Source organism: Wolbachia endosymbiont (group A) of Crataerina pallida (assembly GCF_964028475.1).
GTDB classification, from domain to species: Bacteria; Pseudomonadota; Alphaproteobacteria; order Rickettsiales; family Anaplasmataceae; genus Wolbachia; species Wolbachia pipientis.
The window spans coordinates 537,509-559,299 of the sequence record NZ_OZ034785.1 but is presented as its reverse complement, the minus strand read 5'-3'; the positions used below and the strand labels follow the sequence as shown (position 1 = coordinate 559,299).

Below are 21,791 nucleotides of genomic sequence, written 5' to 3'. Positions count from 1 at the left end.
TAGAATATATGTTTGCTTCTGTAGGAAAAACAGCTTTTAGAGGATTTATCTATGATAATTCAGAGCATGTTGAGCTACGAGCTAGGGAAAAAAATAGAAGGCTGTAGGGTAGTACAAGGGTATACTCAGGCAAAATTAGCAAGCAAAATTGGTTTAACACATAAGGAAATACATAACTTTGAACTAGGGTGCAAGGCTATTACAATCAAAGAATCGTATATAATAGCAGGAGCATTGTCAGTTAATGCTGTAGATCTACTTCCAGGACCAACAGTACTAAGAGAAAACGGTTGGTATGAAGATGAGGATAAAGAAATAGTCTATCTAACAAAAATACATAGAGAAATTAAGGATCAGGAATTACGCAAGAAGCTGTATCCATTAGTAAGGTTTGTATATATTAGCGAGAAAATTAGCCAAGAAGAAGCGAAAATAGAAGTAGCAAAGAATCTAGTGAAAGAAGGAGTTTCAGTTGATATTATTTCCCAAGTGACTCGCTTATCTACTTATGAGTATGATGATATAGAGAAAGAAATTTGTACTGATTCTATACTCTACAAAGTGGGGAAAAGGATAAAAGAGGAGAGATTAATACGGGAATACACTCAGGAGGACTTGGCAAATAAAATCGGTTCAACACCTAAAGAAATACATGACTATGAACGAGGATATACAGACATTCCAATTGAAATATTATATAAGATAGCAAAGACATTATCAGTTAACATTAAAGCTCTTGGACTAACAGAATATGAAAATGAGCCAGTTTTGCGGTTTGTAGGTAAATGCGAAAAAATTGAGGATCAAGAATTACTGGATACGGTAGCCAGATCTTTATCTGAAGATATGAAAAGTGGCAAGGAAAAAGTTAAAAAAGCAGAGAAAATCAGGGTTGCAAAAAATCTAGTGAAGGCGGGTGTTTCTACTGATGTTATTTTGCGAGCAAGTGGCCTAACTGTTGATGAGTTAGGTGAGTGTGAAAATTGAATTGTGTTTAAGATATAAGTAAAAGTAGTTAATATATTATCTATTCTAAACCCTTATTTAGCTCTGCAGAATTTTTTTGGCATTTCTACGTATCAAGATAAAACATCACAGAATTTATCGACTACTTTTTGATTTTCCTCTATCATTGCCTTTGCTTCTTGCTGAAGAGATTTGATATTTTTTGATGTAATGTTATCCATGTCAGCCGACGCTAGCTTCAATTGCGATTGTATTCTTACGTATCTATTGCCTATTACTTGATTCATCTGATAATTTACGCAGTCCAGTCCAGAGGCAAACATCACATTTAACAAAGGTTTTATCCAGCCTATTTTTCCAAACCTCTTTGAATTGGCATACTCTATGCTTCTATCTGTTCTGCCAGTACCTATCGATAACAGTAGAATATCATCATTTGGAAATAACCTCTTACCACTTGCATATGCACAAGCCGCTGGATTATTTGCAAATACCCCGCCATCCACTAATACCATTTCCTTTTGGTTGATTTTAAGATATTTAGGTGCAAAGTAAGTAGGTGCAGCCGTTGCAGCTCTGAGTGCATCTTTCAGCTTAATATTACCTTCTTTCCAGCTTTTGAAGAAAAATGGGCAATTATTCTGAATGTCGTAACTGGTAAGCAGTACATTACTTAAAGTGTTTTGTAGAGTATCATCACCAAAATATTTATCCAGTACAAATTCAATATTTTTATGTGAATATTGTGCACAATTAAACCAAGAAAATATTGATCTTCTCAAAAATGAAGATTTAAAAATATATGACCCGTATTCTTGGTAAAACTCAACTAAATCATTGGCTGAATATTGAGGTTTATCTTTTTTACATAATCCAGCTACAACAATTCCACCGGTTGAGGTCCCTGCCATAAGATCAAAGATTTCAGCTATCGGTTTTCTTGCTCTCTTTTCTATTTCTGCTAGAATAATGGCTGGTATTATGCCCCTTATGCCTCCTCCGTCAACGGATAAAATATATTTAATCATTATGAATTTAGGTAAGGATATTAAGATTTAATTTTTCCGCTTAAAACCTGCAATTTAAACTCATCTAATTCTTCAGAAAGATTTTTTACCCTTTCCTCAAGTATAGCATTTCTCATAATAGTCCGAATAGGTCATAGGAAGGCAGAATCAACAGCACGACGAAAGGATTCGAATAGAGGAATGTTTTTCCTGGCTCTGTTTTTTATAGCAAACCAATGATGCTCAATTTTGTTAAAATCTGGAGAATAAGGCGGCAGATACAAAATTTCTGCACCGACTCCTTTAGCGAGCTTGATAAGCTTATCAGACTTATGAAAAGTAGCATTATCAAGAATGACAGTTTGTCCAGGTTCTAAGATCGGTGCCAAAAATTGCTCAAACCATCCATTAAAAATATCCATATTACAGTGGCCTTCAAATGTTAATGGAGCAACTATCTTTCTTCTACTTAAGGCTGCAACCATGCTGATTCGTTGAGTTTTTTTTCCAGATTTTAGGGCATAAAATCGCTGTCCTTTCTGGCAATACCCATATGGATAGTCCTCCGTGTTATCAATCCCAGACTCATCTATATACACTAAGTTTTCTGGTTCTTTTGTTGCTATAATTTTTAAGAATTCAGCACGTTTTTCTTCGTTCCTTTCCTTGTATCCATATGTCTTTTTTTGCGCGTAAATCCAATTTTTCTGAGAGCTCGGTGGATCGTTTGGATACTAACGTTGCCCCAAAGTTTAGCCATTTCCGACAGAGTTTTTCTACCGTGTTTTTTAGCAAATTCGATAAACTTATTCCAGTCGATAATTTTCTGATTGTAACCTCCATTACCGAGTTTTTTTGACTGAAAGTCGCCTGTTTCTTTTTTTCTTTGCTGCCACTCCCACAAAGTAGTTCGTCCAATTTTAAATCTTGCTGCCACTGCTTCTCTGCTTTCCCCTTCGTCTAGTGCTTCCATTGCTTTTTTTCTTAAATCATAACTATATGCTGCCAGCATCCAACCTCCTTATCGCCATCTATCCTTAATCTTATCATATCCGGACTTCTGTGGAAAGAGCTATACTAACACTTTTTCCATTAAACCATATTCAATAAGTTTATCGTGAAATTGTACCCTTGAGTCTAACTTGGATAACCACCATATGATTGCTACGGTTTGGATTAATAACGTGATAATTACTGTAATTGGAACTTTTTGCTTTTTCATGTGAAAGTATTAATCTGTTATGGATAGTTTTGGAAGTTTATATGGAGATCAAAAAACTTACAGCTTTAGTGATTACTTTCTGTTGATTCGTATCGATCCTCTGCTTCTGCAAGTAGCTTTATTATTTCTCTGTAAGGTTTATCTTTATTGTGCCTTGATCTTAGTACAGCTACATCTCTTGGGTTTTTCCCATCTGTGTCTCTAATGGTAGGGTCTGCACCTTTGTCTAATAAAAACTTAATAACTTCTAGGTGTCCTTCACCTGCAGCGTGATGTAAAGCTATTCTTTTAAATGCATTTCTATCAAGTGCGTTTATATTTACTTTTTCCTCTTCTATTAAAAATCTGATAATGTCTAAACATCCTTTTCTTGCTGCAAAATGTAACGTTGTTCCACTCAAGTTTGGAGCCATGTCTTTTACTAAAAGTTTTACTATTTCTAAGTTGCAATTATTAGTAGCCACTTGTAATGTTTTGTTATAATTATCTGCAGCTTTAGATCTTTGGTAGCAATAAGTAATAACAACACATACCATTAATATTATAAACCATACAAAATGTATTTTTTCCTTTTCATTACATTTCAGTTGACTCATATTCAGTAGTTTCTTTACATTGAATAGACTATATACTTATTTTTCCTTAACGTTACTTACTCAAAGATGCTGATAACATAGTCAGGTAGCCTGAGCTATTTAAATTATGCTCTGCTCTATTAACTATCCATTCACCATCTACCGCTTGATTAAAACCTATAAGATTAAGTTTAGCTTCTGCGAATAACTCTGGATTACCAGGCATAGTTATATCTAAAGTTTCATTATTACGCTTCAATTGTTTCAATTTGGCATTTGCTGCACTCAGCGCTGACTCTGCATTAGAGTAAAGTTCCAGCATAATATAACTTGGCTCGCTACTACCAACTGTTTCTTTAATAGTTTCGCCCTTTTCATAGCTATACCATTTTGCTACTACTGAATTGTATTTATCGCGTACGGTAAAATGCACTTTCCAATTAATTGTGTCTTGAGGTATAATAGTCGTTGTTCCTAAAGCTTTTCCTGTGGCTGATTTTGCCATATTTTTTGAAATAAATAATATGTACCCACCAGCTAATTTTGCCATTGCTTCGCGTTCTACTGCTATTTTAGTTAACAAACTGATATCACTTTCATCTATTTGGTTAATGTGGGGTATCAATATATCCTTAAATTCCTCAGCAACTTTATGTCCATATCCATGTTTTTGAGCTATTTCTTTTACTAAGTTTTCTATGGTAATTTGATGCCATTCTTTTGATACTTTTGCCTTCAAAGATATTCTTAAATTTGTTGCATGAGCTTTGATTAGTAGAGTCTTAGGTGGGCCTTGTATCGTAACTTCGTTGACTGTATATATACCCATTGGAAAGATTCCAGTTTCTTTATAACCTAGTGCTATGTTCAATTCATTTGGAACTTCTACATTTTGACTGCCATAATTAACGCATACCTCTGCGACATCATCTATAGTACCAGATTCATCAGTAAGATGCACCGATATTACAGGATCTTTTATTCCTTCAATGCTAAATTCAGGTTTCATTTACTACCACACTTTTAACTTCGATTTTTTTAATTGCTCTTGTATTATAGGTAACTTAATTTTTAATCCTGCAGGCAAAAAACTTCCATACTCCGCAAGTCCAGGATTTTCCTTCAATACTATTTCTACTGCTCCAGAGCTATGTCCATAGTGTTTAAAGCATATGTAATCCAACATTTCATTTTCTCGTGCTATATAGTGTATTGTCATACATAACTCCTTAAACTTAAGCTAAATTCAACCTTTTTTGGTAATCCACAGGGAAAATACAACATTTGCTTTTCTTCTAACCGCACAATAACAAATCTTCCCAAAACATTTCCTAAACTATCTACTAAGATACTTGGTTCCTGATTTTTCTCAGCTTCTTTCATACTTTTTAATTGATTTAAATCATTGAGATTATGGAAATAAATTATTCCTTCTAAGTCTATATTTTCTGTACCTTGGCCAATATTTTGTAATGAAGGTATTTTCCCAATACACTCAATTGTACTCCAACGATTTTCTTTACTATACCTTACACTTGTTGGAGAAAGCTTATGTTGACCAAGTGATAGCATTAGTAAATTGGTTCTATTGAATCAAATAGAACGTCTCGCGATTTTTCTCTTATTCTTTTTATTACTGCATCAGCAAGACTACGTACATCTTGGTTAGGTTCTGCTTTTATACTTATATTAAATGTAAAAGTTTGATTGAAAATTTTTTGTTCACACTTTTCACAGTCTTTTAAAACTTTCTCTGAATTATCTGCTACAGAACTTTTTTCTGTAATCACACTTTCAATATTCGTTCTACTATTCGAAATTCTACTAAAAGCATTATTATTTAATAAAGGATTTTCTTTACTAAAAACATTGTTTTCACTAGTTGTGCTGCCTATTTTTGCTTCTACTGGGTTCTCTAATGCTTTTATTGGATTATCATTAAAAAATTTTCCTATACCAGTCCAATTTTCTATAGGTTTTGTAATTGATTTCCAGAGACTTGAAAAAAAGTCCTTTACCTTTTGCCAATTAGCAATTACAAGCGCTGCACCAACTGATAGTCCAGCAATAGCAGCTCCTATAGGATTGGTTAGCGTTAAAGCTTTCAGTCCCATGATCACTGCTGGAATTACTCGAGCTGATAACGAAGTTAATACTGGCAAAAGTGTTCCGTGCAAAATAGCCTTAAAAGTTAATATTCCACCTCCAGCCAATGCAAATGCATAACCAAAACCTACTACTGCAATCTTGCCAATAATAAGAGCTGAAATTATACTCATAATTCCTGTAGTTAAAATTGGACACTTCTCTGCGAACCAAGCTATACCTATAGATATAGACCTCAAAATCTTACTTATCCAATTTAAAGGAGGTAGCACAACTGACCCTAAGTTCATTCCTAGCTCTGCTATTGTATTTTTGAGTAGCTGCAAATTATTTGCTGTAGTACTTGCACGGTTATTAAATTCCTTTTGCATAGATTTATTATACTTTTCTTTATCAGTCACAAAACCTATTGCTTTTTTATATTCTTCCAAACTCCCAACTATCAATGCAATATCATCTTGATATTCTTGACCGAAGAGGTTGAGAAGAATTTGAGAACGTTCCTGTTTATCTATTTTCTCTAAAGTTTTAAAAAAGTAGAGTAATGCTTCTTGACCGTTTTGAGCAACTTTTTGTGACATCTCTTCTGCAGTTATTCCTATGGATTCCAATGCTGCTCTGAACTCTTTTCCCTGTCCTTCAGCAGTCTGAAGTTTACTAAGTAGAGCGTTTATTGCAGTTGCTGCTTTTGCTGGTTGTTTACCTAAACTAATGAAGGCATTTACTAAATTACTTGTTTCCTTAATATCAAGACCAAACTGTTTTGCAGTACCACCAACTATTGCTAGAGCTTCAACCATATCTTTTGCTTTGGCAGCAGTGTTATCTGATAGGTAATTTATAACATCACCAACTCCTTCCATCTTCTCTACTGCAATTCCATAAATGTTAGCTAATTTAGCTATGGAATCACCAGCTTGTTCGGCAGACATGTCAAATGCTGTGGCCATTTTAGCTACTGTTGTGGTAAATTCAAGTAGCTTATCTTTGTCGATACCAAGCTGACCACCACTTGCAGCTATTTTTGCTAACTCTGCAGCCGATAATGGTATTTCACGGGATAATTTCTTCAATTTTCGAGTAAATATATTAGCTTCATTATCACCATTAAATTCTACTACTTTCCTAACGTCAGCCATGGCACTTTCAAAGTCAATCGCAACTTTAATTGGCGCTGCAAGCGAAAGACCTAGTCCTATAGTCTCCATTACTTGTGATTTATAATGTGCTTTTCTTGCTAAAGCATTTTGCTGTTTTTGTATCACAGATCCTAATTTACTGTATTTTCCTTTTAGTGCTTCAATAGATGAACCAAGTTTAGTTTGATCTCTCACTAAAGATTTAACATCCTTTCCACTTTTCCTTATTTCTTCATTTAATGTGTGAAGTGCATCTCTCTTTTTAATATAAGCCTCTTTTGCCTTTGATGCCGATGCTTTCAATTTTTCGAATTCATTTCTCAGTGCTTTGCTTGGTTCTTTTTTTTCCTTCTTCTCTTTAGCAATTGCTGTAGCTGATTCTTTCGCTTTCTTCTCCGCTTCCTTCCAATTCTTCATGGCTTCAAGAGCATCATGATTTAATTGCTTAAATTTGGAGACTGATTTCATTGACGAATCAAGCTGCTTTATACTATCACCCAACTTAGAAAGCTTTGCTGCACTACCTTTCATTGCACTATTAAAACTGCCATCTAATGTTGCACCGATCTTTATTGAAAGCATTGACATTTTTTTGCTACTCCTTTACTTATTTCTATCCAGGATAAAAATTCATTTACATCCATATTAGTAATCTGCTCAATTCCACTTCCTGAAATAGAACTGAGTAGTAATACATTATACTTTAAGTTCTCTGTTCCAGCGGCGACAAAAAATCTTTTAGCACCTTCTGTATTTCTACATAATCTTTAATACATAAATCTTCAACTACTTCTTTTGGCACAGACGCTAGATTAGCAATTAAAGCTACTTCTTTCAAAGCTTCGCCTTCTATGCGTTCTATAGCAAGTAAATCTCTTACTTTAGGTTCACGCATCGATAATTCTGAGACAGAAATTCCATCAACTGTAATTGGATTATTAAGTGGTATAGTGTGCATTACTTCCTCCTTAAAAATAAAATTTCAAATAAGTTTTCATATTCCTAAAACCGTTTGCAGCAAGGCCATTTGATCAACACCATTTATCTTTCTAATCATATTTTCAGCATCGATTTCTATTAATTCATTACCACCTATAGTAAGTTTATAGTAATGAGCAGCTACAGTACACTTCAGCGTTGCTTTTTCAGCAGGTTTCCAGTTACCAAAATCAAATTCTTTGAATATGCCCCTTAAATTGATTATTACTCCTTCAATATCATTGCTACCACTTCCTTGCATTCCTCCACGGAGCGTCAAAGATACTGAATTTCCATTTATCAACCCAAATAGCCGAAAGAGTTCTGTATCGTATTCAGAAAAAGTGAAATCTGCTTCAAGCTTCTCCATGCCCATATCAATATTTATTGGAATATCCATACCACCAGCACGGTACTCCTCTGTTTTTATGGTAAGCTTCGGCAAAGTTATTTCATCTATTTTTCCTGCATAGCCTCTACCATCAACAAATACGTTAAAATTTCTCAGTATTTTCGGTAACACTTTGCTTTCTCCTAACTTATATTTACGAGATGAGATCTGAATATTATTTGTTCTGCCGGATATGGTGGTGTAAACTCAAAGTCAAAGTATACTTTTCCACTTGCAATGTTTGTTGGTGTATTGAGTTCTGGTGTTGCATAACATTTTCCGCTAATAATCGCCCCTTGTGCTTTTAAACTTGCCAGATAGGAATTTACCCCCTCAATCACATCATCTATATAAGTTTTGGTAATATTTCGATCAACTGCCCATAAATGAGCTCGAAGTAGACTATCGTTGATTAAATCTGCAGTTCTTCTTACTGACAGAAAAGCCCATTTTGAGTCATTTGAACATGTTCTATTTCCCCAAAGCCTATAGCCATTTTGATGAATTATCGTTGTTACTTCATTTTCATTTAAATGGTTTGCTCTGCAATTTGTATTACCGAGCGTAAAATCAATAGCCCTACTTGTCCCAACAATACCATTTATCTCTTTATTTGAAGGTGAATGCCAAAAGCCTTGTTCACTATCTACTTTTGCTATTAAACCGGCTACAAATGGGCTAGACGGCAAAGTTTCTTCTTTCCCTTCAGTAAATACCTTTACCCACGGATCAACTACGTAAACTCTGCTACTGCCTACACTTTTTCTCCACTTTGTTGCTTCTTCATCATTGGTATTTGGACCATCTGCTACTATTATGCTTCTCAGCTTTTCTGCTACTCCTATCAAAGCTGCTACTACTGGGTTTTTAGGATTTTCAGATTCAGGCAATTGATGAGTAAACTGAGGTGCAATTAATATTCTTGGAGCAACATGAACTATACTTTCACTACTGAGGAATGCCTCTATCCCTTGATACTCTCCAGTCTCTTTATCAACACCGCCAATTATATTTTTCAGCGTCTCTTCTTCTTTTAATTTTGGATCACTTTCTTCAACTCGAATAACTACTACTGTTGCACCAATCTGGGAAAATATTCCATTTATTGCAGAAGGTAAACTGCCACTCTTTCCGAGCTTTGCTGCTTCCTTTAAGCTTCCTGCAACTAACACTGGTTTATTTAGCGGAAATTTTTGTTCATCTGCTTCAGGTGCAGTACCAATTACACCTATCACTGATGATTTAGCTGTACGTACTGTCTTTGCTCCTGAGGTTACCTCAATAACATTTACGCCATGTAAAAATTCTTCAGCCATTTCTTTGTATTTTTTTCCTGAAATCATCTAGCAAAGTCTGTAGCTCATTTTCACTTTTGGCTTCTTCAATCTTTCTTTTGGCTAAATCTTCAAGCTCTTCACATTTAATTATTGCTTTTACTGCTTTTTTCACTTTTTCCTCAATTATTCTTGCCATTTCAATAACCGTAATACCACGGACTTTTGCTAAAGGTTCTATAATTGCTTTATCCTTTTCATCCTGGTCTGCTAGAATGCTTTTTGCGGCTTCCGCTTGAATCTCATAAGATTTAGCTTTTTGGTGAGAATGACCTGCATATTGGTGAGTATGATTATCATAATAGAAACGCATACTATCAAATGCACAAAGCTTCGCATTATCCAGTAACTCCTTTTGTATATCTTCTTTAGTACGCTGAGCAATTTTTCCTCCCTCTGTTAAACAATAACTTTTTTGCCAATCAAAATCTTCTGGTGCTTCATACCAATCATTTCCAGTTGGCTTGCTTTCAAGTGTTGTTGTTTCTACTTGTTTATCATTTTCAAATCTAATGTAGATAGACATTGTTTGTTACCTCCAAATCTCATACGTGTTAGATAATCCTGGACATTGCCAAGCTTTTAGCGTTCTCTCCACATCTACTTCAAGTCCTGTAGTTAGAACATTGCTACGTATGTTATAAATCCCCCACTGAATAAATTGACCATAGTTGTGTACATAATTTGATGCAAGCATACCTTGACTAACTTGTGTTCTGGAATACAGATAAGATGATGTGTAAAGTAATATTGCAACTGTTTTTCCTGCTGGAATCTCCACATTACCAGATCCAGCTAATTTGCTATCAGAACTCGTGTATTGGTAAACATTTTTCCATATTATTCTTGAAATTCTTGATTTATTAGAATTGGTATTATCTGGTGTTCCCACAAATAGTCCTGCACCCCCGTACTCCGTACTAGAGTACGATGATCCAACAAATTCTATTGTTTTACTTATGTTCACATTGGTTGTATTTTTTATAAATACTACTCCAAGTGCAGCATATGGGTAATAGTATATCTCATCATAACTACCCGAAAAGCTTTTTGTGCATAACTCTCCGTAAATAAATGTTCCCTTGCTTCCCTCTATAAAACTTAGTTGTCTTGGCCGATAAAAACTAACGTAATCTGTATTGTACGTATGGCTACCTGCTAGTAGTTGTAACATATAGTCAGTTTTTGTTATATCACTACTCCACTTTCCAAGCTCTGTCGTAAAAGTTCCGTGGCCAAAATAATTATTTTTTCTGCCAAGTACACCAAATAAGAAAGGTAATGCTCCAGGTTCAACCATGTTGCGCTTTCTTATTTCTTGTGTAAGCGACACTTTCAGCTCATCATCTCTAGTTTTTATCTCATTAAGGATGTTTTCAATTCGAGTTTCTATTTCTCCTATAATTGATGAGCCAGGTGGTACATTATTAACAGCACGAAAATCTTCTACTAAACCTTTAAGACCATCTTTATGACTGTTACTAATGCTATTTATTGCTGCAATATTGGCATTCTTTCTCGTATCAAGTAGCGATATATGTGAATCTGATGATGCTTTTAAAGTATTTAAGGAATTATCCCTAAGCTTGTTGATTTCATTAACAGAATCTGTTTTTACTGCAGTTATTGCTGATATTGAGTTTGTTTTATTGCTGTTTATATCATTTAGGTGTTTTTTTGCACTATCAAGAAGTTCTTTTAGCTTACCATCAGTCATTTGCACAATTTCAGAAACTGCACTTTTGTCGACTATTGATTCCAATGCTTTAGCAAGATATGCTAATTGATCTGGTGTACTGTTTGCTGCTAAATCCTTAAGCCTCTTTTGTAGTGCATCAATTATCTCTTTTACCTCAGTCATCTGCACAATGTCAGCAATAGCTTTTTTATCTGCTATCAATTCCAGCGATTTTGCAAGATATGCCAGTTGATCAGGTGTGCTGTTTGCTGCTAAATCCTTTATCCTTTGGTATATTGCTTCTTTCATTTCCAAAAATTTAAAAAAGTCTCAAAATTAAACCGCTCAAAATTACTCTTAAGTTGATTATGCTCATCTTCTCTTTCGGTAATATCTTCATCTATTTTTTCTATAGCTCTTCGAATACGTACTACATCTTCCACTGCAATATTTTCTGGATGTGGCAAAGGATATCCTCGTTTGGTTTGGTCAACATTCATTATGTTACTATTATTCTGAGATTTTTTACTTTAGGACGATAGACAACCGTTCCACTTAAAACCAATTTTACCCTTGTCTCATTACCATTAAAGTTTGTTAGCACATGAGTTCTCTCTACCCAATTTTCCCCTATTGGTTTTCCCGAGGTTAAATTTACTAGCTGCCATTCTTTGACGCTTTTCTGCACATATGCTTTTACGTCTGCAGTGCCAGGTATTAGCGCATCATATGTTATGGTAATCTTAGTGTTAGCTCCTGCTGTAATGCTTCTTGTTACATAATCTCCAGACTCTGAAAGATTACCTAGAACTAGCTGTAACCCAGGATATAGCACTGGACTTTTTTCTCGCCCTCCTTTTAGGCTTGCCTTTACTGTTAGCTCTCCAGATAGTCTTTCACGCAGTGCAAGTGGCAAATTATCAGACAAAAAGTTCTCTTTTCCCTCTTCATCTGTTAAGATAAACTCTACATTGGTATCAAATGCTACTTTTTCGACGTTCGTCAAAACAATTAAATCTGAAGTATTGTTTGCAGTAACTTTGCCCAGATCAATAACGTAAGAATTTTCACTAAATTTTGCAGCTAGTAATCGAAACGTTAAATCTAAATTTTGATGTGGAGTCCAGGTACTTGCATTGCTTGATGAAAGTAATACTCCTACTTGATATGGTTGACTTGTTACCCAACGGCTATTTACTGCATCATATTTGCCAAGTTCTGCTATCTTTACTGCAGTACCAGGATCATCAGTAAGCAGTACTATCGCATACTCCTCTCCTGCATGGCAAAACACTGGTGACCATTCTATACGTGTTGCTGTGCCATCTACTTTTATATCTTTCGGCTCGATATAGCTTTCAGCAATAACAGTCTGCGATGGCATTCCCACTGCTGTTTCTCTAATCTGCACAACAACACGTTTTTTGCCGCTATTTGTGAACCATAAGTTTAGGCCTCCTATGTGTCTGCTCTCATTTAAAGTAAATGTTTGGGCTAAAGGGTCAATTCTTCTTGCTGCGATAACTCTTCTTCTCTCTTCTATGGTAATAGTTTTTTTACCAGTATAAGTTGTCTCTCCATAGCTTCCTTTATCCCCATAAAATTGTACTAATTTAGTACCTGCTGGAATATTAGCAGGAACGGTAAATCTTCCTTTTAATTTTCCCTGGTTGTTAGCTGTTATCATATTTTTCACCTCTTATGCCATAGGCTGAATGACGATACCATCAAACTTCACTTCTTTGAGCTTTTCGTTTGGGGAAAAACCTTCAATTTCAAAATTCTGTACTGCTTCTCTCATAAATTCAGTTTCGTATGAAGTACTTGACAATAGCTCTGTCGTTTCTTTAACGTTAAATACTCTTGTTACTGGGCTTTTCCAATTCGTGGTAACCTCCGTCCAGTGATCAATATTTTTATTTAAAGTAATTTGTGCTGGTACTGGATCAAAAGCTTGGTATGGATTGATCTTTTCTCCTTTGGTCTGTAAAAGCTGCTCCAGTACAGGCTCAAGTTTATATGGCAATAAATAAGTTTTTTCTCCCCCATCAATATCAGCAATCGTTACATCTATTGGTAAAATTAATTCCTTGTTTACTATCGCTGCAGACTGCGAAATTCCTTGATCACGCATATCATCATCGAAGAACGAATCAACAAATACTCCTTTTTTCGTTGTAGGTTCTCTTGAATTTGCATCATTGCGTAAACGTTCCTCTGCAACCAGCGCATAAAGATCATTTATTCCCCTTTTCATTGCTTCAAGCTCATTCATAGGTACAGCATGAATAGCATTGTTCACTACTTTTACTTTTTCGCCTTCTTTCCATGTCTGATGAATGTAGCAGAGCAAAAGTTGTCCGCTAGGTGCTTTAGGCATTGATGGCCGCCAAGGGTGAGCTATACCTTTTATTCTCCTTACTACTCCTTTGCTATCGATAGTAATTAAATCATAGCGGGGCATTTTCCAGGTGTAATCAACCAGAACCAAGCTGTTATCAACGGCACCTCTTACTTTACATCCCTCTTCACTTATATCTTCAGGGCTTACATGAGTACGACAGCGGTAAGTTATTTGATAACTACTTCCAGGAGCTGGCTCTTTACCAGGTAATGACCAATCGACGTTTCCTGCGTTTAATTTGTAATCTATACTATTTTCATAAATAACATTGCCTTGTTTAATTTGAATAATTTCAAGTACTGCAGAGTCAGGTATCGGATCAATGGCTCCTGAATATGAACCGTGAGTAATGGTAATGGTTTTCTGAACAGTTATATCTACTTTTTTAATTTCACTTATTGGAAAATCATTAACTTTAAGTTCCATTACTCTTTGGCTATTTGGCTGAAAAGTATGTGGCTCTGATTCAACTGATTTTATATCCGGATCTTCATCAAAAGAAACACGAATACTGTGAGGAAGTTCAATCTCATAGCCATCAACATGAGCTTTGCCCTCATTAATCACAAATATTTTTTTTCCTCCTTCTCCCTCTTCCTTTTGCAGGAACATTACTTCAAGGCCATTTACGACGTAGGAACCATTTGCTTCTTTATCATAACGAGCAAGAGCAGTAGTTACTATATTTGCTTGTGGTGGCGGTGAATGTTCTATCAATACTCCATTTTCAATATTGTAAATTGGGTAAAATTCGCCATTTGTAGAGTTAACAGTAACACTTTCTACTTGGTATCCCCAAATGGTGGAAACTTTAAGCCTTGCAGCTCCTACTTCCTGATAGTTTCTTGTACCAATAGCAGGATCACGAAGATTTTCATCCTCAAGCTCTGTAATAGTAGATTCTAGATAATAAACACCTATACGAACTGTGGTACTCAGTGGAATAATAAATTCTTCTTTTTCGACTTTTCTCACTGCTCCACGAAGATAGATTTTTCCTGATTCAAGCGTAACTTTACCAGTTTCTCTATCTATAATACAATTGCTTCCTGTTATAACATCGCCATCACGAAATATTGCATCTCCTATGCCTTTAAGCTTAGAGAGAGCATATTCTTGCGTCTCGTTTAATTCTGCTGACTGTAGACCTCTTCCTGCTAGAAACAAACTTTTTTCGTACTCTTTGTCAGGATTAAAGCGGTTATAATAACTATTTAAAGTCATTTTGTTTCAAAAAGTTACAACAAATGAAAAAGTTTCCCGAGTTGCAGATGTTCTGATAAGTGGTACGGAGTGTTCTAAAACTAACAAAATTCCAGGATTTTCCACGTCTTTTGGTTCAAAATATCTCTGTCCTTCAGGTAATCCTTCTTTTATTTTAGTACCAACCATAACCCCTAATTCCCTTATCACTTGATTTGCTGCGTCCGTGAAATCGAAAGTAAATTTAAGGTACAAATTATTGGTTGGTACATTTGAGGACCTAAACCTTCCAGAAGGAGTTACAAGTTCTCCATTCTCATCACCTGTGCAGAAGAGAACTTCGTCTGCAGTACGCCTGCCAAGTTCATTGAGTAGTTTTTGAGAAGTAATGGGCTCCGGTGGTGTGCTTTGAACGTACTCTATAGTATAGCATTTCTCATAATAGTCCGAATAGGTCATAGGAAGGCAGAATCAACAGCACGACGAAAGGATTCGAATAGAGGAATGTTTTTCCTGGCTCTGTTTTTTATAGCAAACCAATGATGCTCAATTTTGTTAAAATCTGGAGAATAAGGCGGCAGATACAAAATTTCTGCACCGACTCTTTAGCGAGCTTGATAAGCTTATCAGACTTATGAAAAGTAGCATTATCAAGAATGACAGTTTGTCCAGGTTCTAAGATCGGTGCCAAAAATTGCTCAAACCATCCATTAAAAATATCCATATTACAGTGGCCTTCAAATGTTAATGGAGCAACTATCTTTCTTCTACTTAAGGCTGCAACCATGCTGATTCGTTGAGTTTTTTTTCCAGATTTTAGGGCATAAAATCGCTGTCCTTTCTGGCAATACCCATATGGATAGTCCTCCGTGTTATCAATCCCAGACTCATCTATATACACTAAGTTTTCTGGTTCTTTTGTTGCTATAATTTTTAAGAATTCAGCACGTTTTTCTTCGTTCCTTTCCTTGTATCCATATGTCTTTTTTTGCGCGTAAATCCAATTTTTCTGAGAGCTCGGTGGATCGTTTGGATACTAACGTTGCCCCAAAGTTTAGCCATTTCCGACAGAGTTTTTCTACCGTGTTTTTTAGCAAATTCGATAAACTTATTCCAGTCGATAATTTTCTGATTGTAACCTCCATTACCGAGTTTTTTTGACTGAAAGTCGCCTGTTTCTTTTTTTCTTTGCTGCCACTCCCACAAAGTAGTTCGTCCAATTTTAAATCTTGCTGCCACTGCTTCTCTGCTTTCCCCTTCGTCTAGTGCTTCCATTGCTTTTTTTCTTAAATCATAACTATATGCTGCCGGCATCCAACCTCCTTATCGCCATCTATCCTTAATCTTATCATATCCGGACTTCTGTGGAAAGAGCTATAAGAGGTTGTCCGGAAACTAGTAAAAGGCTATAATATCTGAAATTTTAGTACGGGGTAAAGATGAGAAAAAAGTATCCAACAGATCTAAGCGAAAGGGAATGGGCAAGAATAGAAAAACACTTCAGAGTATCATACAAGAAAGGAGGAAGGCCGCCAAAGTATAGCAAAAGAGAAATATTAGAAGCAATTTTCTATGTATTGCGTACAGGGTGTCAATGGCGGTATTTACCAAATGATTTTCCGCTATGGAAGACTGTGTATGAGCAGTTCAGGCAATGGAAGAAGCAGGGAATTTTTGAGAAAATGAATTATGAAATTACAAAATATAGTAGAAGAAAAATAGGAAGGAATGAGCAGCCGAGTGCCTGTATAGTAGATAGTCAATCTGTAAAGACTACAGAAAAGGGGGGATCAAAGGCTATGATGGAAGTAAAAAAGTAAAGGGTAGAAAAAGGCATATAATTACAGACACTCAGGGTTTTATACTAGGTTGTTACGTAGGCGCTGCTAACGAAAATGATAGAGATGGTATTAAAATAGCATTAAACAATATGAGAACAAAATATACTAAAGTTAAAAAAATGTGGGCTGACATGGGATACCAAGGAAGAAATTTAAAGAATCACATAAAGGAAGAATATGACATAGATATTGAAATTGTTAAAAGGCCTCCATGTAGATTTTGGGTGCACAAAGATACGCCACCTGAGCTACTACCAACAAGAGAACAAGGGTTTAAAGTACAGCCAAGAAGATGGGTTGTAGAAAGGACTTTTGCTTGGGTTAATAGGAATAGAAGGCTATCGAAGGAGTATGATTTACTCACAACATCCACTGAGAATTTCATATACCTAGCTATGAGTAGGGTTATGTTAAAGAGGGAATATGCTTGAATTTACTAGTTTCCGGACAACCTCTAACTGTACTACTCTCTACAATAGAGCTGTTTTCTGTGCACTGAATAACACCAGTACTACTATCAACTGTATAATCAATACTTGGCTGATAAGTTGTTTGTCTGATAAAAATTTTTACGTCTTTAATGGGATGGTGATCAAGCTTGATTTCGCTATCAGCTGCAAAAGTTTTTTCTACTTTATGATTGCTTTCCCAACCTGCATCACCTGTTCCCCAGGCAAGATGTATCGGCTGCTCTTTTATACTTGCTGCTATTGCTGCTCTTCCTGATTGTGTAAGAATTGACACCTGTGATGAGTTTGAAAGGCTTATATAATATATATTCAGGATTTGAAAAATTTTTGTCCAAAAAAAATGAATTTTTGCCTAATTTTTTGTTGCAGTATTATTTAAAAATCGAACTGTATTATTCTCGAAAAAAAACAATAGAATATTAATAGGTTAAAAATTGCATCTGTATTATTTATTTTTGCTCCTGTCCTACAAAGTGCACCTATAAGTTCTCATCCTTAAAGCATTAATTGTTTTAGGGAAAAGTTATGAAACTAAAAACTGCCATAGTTGTTCAAAATATACGGTATCAAGCTAAGAGATTAAAACTTTTTGAATGCTTTGCTCATGAAACTCATGAAGATCTTGAGCAAGAACTTTTCTGTGAAATTTGGACTTATCTTGATAGATATGATGAAAGTAAAGGTAGCTTTAACACTTTTGTAGCAAGATTAACTGAACGTCGTGCCAACAACTTATTAGAGAAACAACTATGTATAAAACGCAATATTAATAACTACATCAATATTGAGAAAACAGAAGCTTTTGAAGATGAAGTAGCAAAACGTACTGATGTAGATTACATGATTTCAACGCTACCAAGAAAGATGCAGAGGATATGCGAACAACTCAAGTACTTTAACTTATATGAAGTTGCTAAGATGAACAACATATCAAGAACTACTTTAAATACTATGGTAAGAAAAATACGTATAAAACTCTCTTCCATCTACTACAAGGGCAAAAAGAAAAATTGAACATAAATTCTACCTTTCCTGAATATATAACATATACCATTGAGGTGAATAAATGACTTTTAAAATTTTAAACAATAATGAAAGATTGAAAACAACTACAGGCATAAAAGTAGTAATTTTTGGTCCTTACGGTATTGGTAAAACCAGCCTCTTAAAGACTATAAGTGAACCAACACTTTGTCTTGACTTTGAAGCAGGTCTGCTTGCTGTTCAAGATTGGCAGGGAGATTCAATTAGTGTTCGTACTTGGAATCAAGCTCGGGATATTGCCTGCCTAATTGGTGGTCCGAACCCTGCACTAAAATCTGATCAGGCGTATAGTCAAAAACACTATGAGCATGTCTGTAGCAAGCACAAAGATCTTCTTTCTGAAGTTTCTAAATACCGATGCATCTTTGTGGATAGTATAACCGTTGCTTCACGTTTATGTCTTTTATGGGCAAGGATGCAACCTGAGTGTTTTTCTGATAGATCGGGAAAAGAAGATAAAAGAGCTGCTTATGGGTTACTTGCTCAAGAGATGATGGCATGGCTCAATCAGTTTCAACACATCAGAGATAAAGACATCATCATAGTTGGCACACTAGGTCAATATCTTGATGACTGTAATCGTTCAACATGGCTACCTCAATGTGAAGGGGCTAAAACTGCTAGTGAGATTCCAGGGATAGTTGATGAGGTAATCAGCATGGTTGGAATCAAGAAAGATGATGGAACAGAGAAACGTTTATTTGTCTGTCAAACTATTAACTCTTGGGGATATCCAGCTAAAGATCGCAGTGGCTGCCTGAATATGGTTGAAGAACCGCATCTTGGTAAATTGCTTGCGAAAATTAAAGCCAAAACTTTGGCTCCTATTGCTTAATTAAAAATTGGAGAATAATTATTATGGAACAAAGCTTTTTCAATATCGGTCAAAAAATTCCCTTTTTCAGCGTAAAAGAGTATTTAAACGACAAAGCACCGATACCAGAAGATATAATCTCACCAAGGATTTTAACAAAAAGAGGTCTATTGGTACTAGGTGGCCCACCTAAAATTGGCAAAAGCGATTTTCTAATTTCATGGCTTGTCCACATGGCTGCTGGAGTTTCATTTTTGGGTATGACTCCAAGCAAACCTATGAAAATTTTCTATCTGCAAACTGAAATTGAATATATGAAAGAACGTTTGCAACAACTTCAACTGGATAACGAACTTTTGAATATAGCTGCCAATAACTTAATCATTACACCAAGAGTACAATTATCTTTCAGCAGTGAAGAAATAGATGAAATTAAAAATGTTATCAAAGAGCGTTTCAAACCTGATATTATTGCCGTCGATCCTCTTCGTAACATTTTTAACTCAAGTGAATATGGCAATGAAAACGACAATAGCGCTATGTTATTCTTCTTGCAAAAAACACTTGAAAGACTGAGAAATGTTATCAATCCAGATTCGGGCATAATACTCACTCACCATACAAAAAAACTATCCAAAAAGATGCTAGAAGAGGATCCATTTCAAGGTTTAAGCGGTGCTGGATCTTTACGTGGATTTTATAGCACTGGCATGGTGATGTTTGCTCATGATGAAGAAAGTACTGTACGTCAGATAGTATTTGAACTGCGAAATGGTGAACGTGTGGCAAGCAAGCTTGTCGATAAGATAAATGGTCGTTGGAAACTTGTAGACCAATGGAGTTGATTTTTTTCACTTAATTTATGGGAGACAATATGTTATCAGATTTTTTAACTGATTTTAATAACGCAAAACTGCAAAGCAGTTTAATACCGAAAGGTACAATAGTCAAGGTAAAAATGGCAATAAAGCCTGGAGGTTATGAAAATTGGTTCACTAAAAGCTATGCTACCGGCAGCATCTATTTAAACGTTGAATTTACTGTCACTGAAGGTCCATATGCAAAACGCAAGATTTTTCAAGTAATTGGTATTAAAAGTGGCAAAGCAAGAGTTGAAGGAGAAGATACTTGGGGAGAATCTGGTCGTTCTATGCTTAGAAGTATTTTGGAGTCAGCACGGAACATTCATGCACATGACACTTCAGAAAAAGCAGCTATTGCTAGAAAAATCAACTCTATAGCTGATTTTAACGGGTTAGAGTTTACTGCAAAAGTTGGTATTGAAGCCGACAGTAGATACGGAGATAGAAACAGAATTGCTACAGTTGTTACTCCAGAACAAAACAATGGTATTGAATCTGACTGGTTACCATTTTGAAGTACGACGAAGGAAAGTTATGGGCTGCTGTTATTATTAGAGCTCTTCAGGATGCAGCAGGAAGGAACCTAAAACTTAAAAAAGAGGCTTGTAAATGGATTCGATCACGATCCTTTGAAACTGTTTGTGAACTCGCCAATCTGGACTCTAAACGTTTAAAGAATATGTTGATTAAAAAGGAGGGAAATTTTATGGGTTTTTCATCTCAAAAAGAGATTAAATCATTGTTAATTGATAACATAAAAGAATGTGTATCTTACTTACTTCCGGGTGGAGAATTTTATCAAGATAGGTTCTATCTGGCAAATTTAGGTAAAGATAAGATAATAGTTGAAATAAAAGGAGAGAAAGCAGGAAATTGGAATGACATTTATAAAGAAAAGAAGGGAGACATACTCAGTCTTTGGACTTTAGTTGAAGGTAACATAGATTCTGCCAAAAAGTGGTTGAACGCTAAAAAAAATTCCACGTTACAAAACAATGGAGAAAAAGCATTTTCTGTAAGACACTACTTAAATGATAAATCACCAATGCCAAAAGATATAATAGGGCCAAGAATATTAACTCCAGGCGGTCTTTTGGTCATAGGTGGAACTCCCAAAATCGGAAAAAGTAATTTTCTTCTTTCCATGTTAGTACATTTAGCTGCTGGAGTATCATTTCTTGGTATGAAGCCTGCAAAGCCACTTAAGATATTCTATCTACAGAATGAAATGGAATATGATTACATAAGAGAGCGCTTACAGAAGCTAAGAATCAGCAAGAAAACCCTTGATGCAGGGACAGAAAACTTAGTCATCACTCAAAAAATAAAACTAACCTTGAATGTGGAAGAAATAAAAGAAATTATGTACGAAAATCTCGATGTAAAAACAGTTGACGTTATAGTGATAGATTCTCTTTTTGATTATAGGAGTATGGTCTCTTTTCTGAAAAATGATGTTGATAAACTACGTTCTATAACTAATCCTATGGCCGGAGTAATCTTTACACATTATACCAAAAAAGTATCCACAACTACGTTAAAAAAGAATCCATTTCAAGCATTGAGTGGTGCTAATGTTTTAAGAAGTTTATATACATCTGGAGTAGTAATATTTAAACCTAGTCAGCATAGAAATGTTCTGCAAGTAATGTATGAACTCAAAAATGGAAGACCCATACCAACAAAATTCATCAGTGAAGTTAACGGACACTGGAAAACAGCTTAGTTGAATTTCATAAGTTAAATTTTAATATAT

At 35.4% G+C, this 21,791-nt stretch carries 22 protein-coding genes and 3 pseudogenes; 7 read left to right on the top strand and 18 right to left on the bottom strand.

From position 1 onward, the window contains the following. Positions 1-51: 51 nt before the first annotated feature. Positions 52-987: a helix-turn-helix transcriptional regulator gene (locus tag ABWU55_RS02645; RefSeq protein WP_353286489.1), complete on the top strand. Its 936-nt coding sequence runs from the start codon at positions 52-54 to the stop codon at positions 985-987. Between the two features lie 92 nt (positions 988-1,079). Here the strand turns inward: ABWU55_RS02645 and ABWU55_RS02640 are convergent, their stop codons facing one another. From ABWU55_RS02640 to ABWU55_RS02560, 17 genes and pseudogenes are all read right to left on the bottom strand, one after another. Further along, complete coding sequence (locus ABWU55_RS02640; RefSeq protein ID WP_353286488.1) at positions 1,080-1,994, bottom strand: patatin-like phospholipase family protein; 915 nt, start codon at positions 1,992-1,994, stop codon at positions 1,080-1,082. A 131-nt stretch (positions 1,995-2,125) separates the two neighbouring features. Continuing rightward, a protein-coding gene (locus ABWU55_RS02635; protein ID WP_353286487.1) for an IS630 family transposase occupies positions 2,126-2,985 on the bottom strand; the annotation gives its coding sequence in 2 pieces (ribosomal slippage) (positions 2,126-2,661 and positions 2,661-2,985; 861 coding nt in all). Between the two features lie 275 nt (positions 2,986-3,260). Continuing rightward, positions 3,261-3,791: an ankyrin repeat domain-containing protein gene (locus ABWU55_RS02630; RefSeq protein ID WP_052264890.1), complete on the bottom strand. Its 531-nt coding sequence runs from the start codon at positions 3,789-3,791 to the stop codon at positions 3,261-3,263. A 52-nt stretch (positions 3,792-3,843) separates the two neighbouring features. Beyond that, positions 3,844-4,779: a phage late control D family protein gene (locus tag ABWU55_RS02625; RefSeq protein WP_353286486.1), complete on the bottom strand. Its 936-nt coding sequence runs from the start codon at positions 4,777-4,779 to the stop codon at positions 3,844-3,846. 3 nt (positions 4,780-4,782) lie between these two features. After that, on the bottom strand, positions 4,783-4,989 hold the full coding sequence (locus tag ABWU55_RS02620; RefSeq protein ID WP_353286485.1) for a tail protein X: 207 nt from the start codon (positions 4,987-4,989) through the stop codon (positions 4,783-4,785). Continuing rightward, positions 4,986-5,342, bottom strand: a complete 357-nt coding sequence (locus ABWU55_RS02615; RefSeq protein WP_353286484.1) for a phage tail protein — start codon at positions 5,340-5,342, stop codon at positions 4,986-4,988. The genes ABWU55_RS02620 and ABWU55_RS02615 overlap by 4 nt, the downstream gene beginning before the upstream one ends. Then, entirely contained in the window at positions 5,342-7,603 is a 2,262-nt protein-coding gene (locus ABWU55_RS02610; protein ID WP_353286483.1) for a phage tail tape measure protein, read from the bottom strand. The genes ABWU55_RS02615 and ABWU55_RS02610 overlap by 1 nt, the downstream gene beginning before the upstream one ends. 115 nt (positions 7,604-7,718) lie before the next feature. Continuing rightward, positions 7,719-7,973, bottom strand: a complete 255-nt coding sequence (locus ABWU55_RS02605; protein ID WP_353286482.1) for a phage tail assembly protein — start codon at positions 7,971-7,973, stop codon at positions 7,719-7,721. Positions 7,974-8,009: 36 nt separating this feature from the next. Continuing rightward, a complete protein-coding gene (locus ABWU55_RS02600; protein WP_264707795.1) occupies positions 8,010-8,516 on the bottom strand; it encodes a phage major tail tube protein in 507 nt (168 codons plus the stop codon). Between the two features lie 11 nt (positions 8,517-8,527). After that, complete coding sequence (locus ABWU55_RS02595; RefSeq protein WP_353286557.1) at positions 8,528-9,700, bottom strand: phage tail sheath subtilisin-like domain-containing protein; 1,173 nt, start codon at positions 9,698-9,700, stop codon at positions 8,528-8,530. Beyond that, entirely contained in the window at positions 9,693-10,244 is a 552-nt protein-coding gene (locus ABWU55_RS02590; protein ID WP_353286481.1) for a hypothetical protein, read from the bottom strand. Before ABWU55_RS02590 ends, ABWU55_RS02595 begins: the two co-directional genes overlap by 8 nt. Before the next feature lie 6 nt (positions 10,245-10,250). Further along, the gene (locus ABWU55_RS02585; protein ID WP_353286480.1) at positions 10,251-11,705 is read right to left on the bottom strand and encodes a hypothetical protein; all 1,455 of its coding nucleotides are present in this window, start codon (positions 11,703-11,705) and stop codon (positions 10,251-10,253) included. Further along, complete coding sequence (locus ABWU55_RS02580) at positions 11,702-11,896, bottom strand: hypothetical protein (RefSeq protein WP_353286479.1); 195 nt, start codon at positions 11,894-11,896, stop codon at positions 11,702-11,704. Before ABWU55_RS02580 ends, ABWU55_RS02585 begins: the two co-directional genes overlap by 4 nt. Then, positions 11,896-13,083, bottom strand: a complete 1,188-nt coding sequence (locus ABWU55_RS02575) for a hypothetical protein (protein WP_353286478.1) — start codon at positions 13,081-13,083, stop codon at positions 11,896-11,898. The genes ABWU55_RS02580 and ABWU55_RS02575 overlap by 1 nt, the downstream gene beginning before the upstream one ends. 12 nt (positions 13,084-13,095) lie before the next feature. After that, positions 13,096-15,024 carry a DUF4815 domain-containing protein gene (locus ABWU55_RS02570; RefSeq protein WP_353286477.1) on the bottom strand — a complete coding sequence of 643 codons (1,929 nt, stop codon included), beginning with the start codon at positions 15,022-15,024 and terminating at the stop codon, positions 13,096-13,098. A gap of 6 nt (positions 15,025-15,030) precedes the next feature. Further along, positions 15,031-15,429 (bottom strand): annotated as a pseudogene (locus ABWU55_RS02565) (hypothetical protein); the annotation flags it as partial. 29 nt (positions 15,430-15,458) lie between these two features. Beyond that, a pseudogene (locus tag ABWU55_RS02560) lies at positions 15,459-16,317 on the bottom strand (IS630 family transposase). Positions 16,318-16,442: 125 nt separating this feature from the next. Between ABWU55_RS02560 and ABWU55_RS02555 the strand changes: the two are divergent. Next, positions 16,443-17,275 (top strand): IS5-like element ISWpi1 family transposase gene (locus tag ABWU55_RS02555; protein WP_094189578.1). Its coding sequence is split into 2 segments (ribosomal slippage): positions 16,443-16,812 and positions 16,812-17,275, totalling 834 coding nucleotides; the frame shifts between segments, so codons are not numbered across the junction. A 25-nt stretch (positions 17,276-17,300) separates the two neighbouring features. On the opposite strand, the pseudogene ABWU55_RS02550 reads toward ABWU55_RS02555, so the two are convergent. Then, positions 17,301-17,588 (bottom strand): annotated as a pseudogene (locus tag ABWU55_RS02550) (hypothetical protein); the annotation flags it as partial. Between the two features lie 251 nt (positions 17,589-17,839). Between ABWU55_RS02550 and ABWU55_RS02545 the strand changes: the two are divergent. The 5 genes from ABWU55_RS02545 to ABWU55_RS02525 are packed head-to-tail and all read left to right on the top strand — an operon-like array spanning position 17,840 to position 21,761. Beyond that, on the top strand, positions 17,840-18,328 hold the full coding sequence (locus tag ABWU55_RS02545) for a sigma-70 family RNA polymerase sigma factor (RefSeq protein ID WP_264724058.1): 489 nt from the start codon (positions 17,840-17,842) through the stop codon (positions 18,326-18,328). Between the two features lie 52 nt (positions 18,329-18,380). After that, the gene (locus tag ABWU55_RS02540; RefSeq protein WP_353286476.1) at positions 18,381-19,193 is read left to right on the top strand and encodes an ATP-binding protein; all 813 of its coding nucleotides are present in this window, start codon (positions 18,381-18,383) and stop codon (positions 19,191-19,193) included. Positions 19,194-19,216: 23 nt separating this feature from the next. Further along, positions 19,217-20,017 carry an AAA family ATPase gene (locus ABWU55_RS02535; protein WP_353286475.1) on the top strand — a complete coding sequence of 267 codons (801 nt, stop codon included), beginning with the start codon at positions 19,217-19,219 and terminating at the stop codon, positions 20,015-20,017. Positions 20,018-20,046: 29 nt separating this feature from the next. Beyond that, entirely contained in the window at positions 20,047-20,550 is a 504-nt protein-coding gene (locus ABWU55_RS02530; RefSeq protein WP_353286474.1) for a hypothetical protein, read from the top strand. Then, positions 20,547-21,761 (top strand): AAA family ATPase, encoded by a 1,215-nt coding sequence (locus ABWU55_RS02525; RefSeq protein ID WP_353286473.1) that lies wholly within the window; start codon positions 20,547-20,549, stop codon positions 21,759-21,761. Before ABWU55_RS02530 ends, ABWU55_RS02525 begins: the two co-directional genes overlap by 4 nt. Positions 21,762-21,791 lie beyond the last annotated feature (30 nt).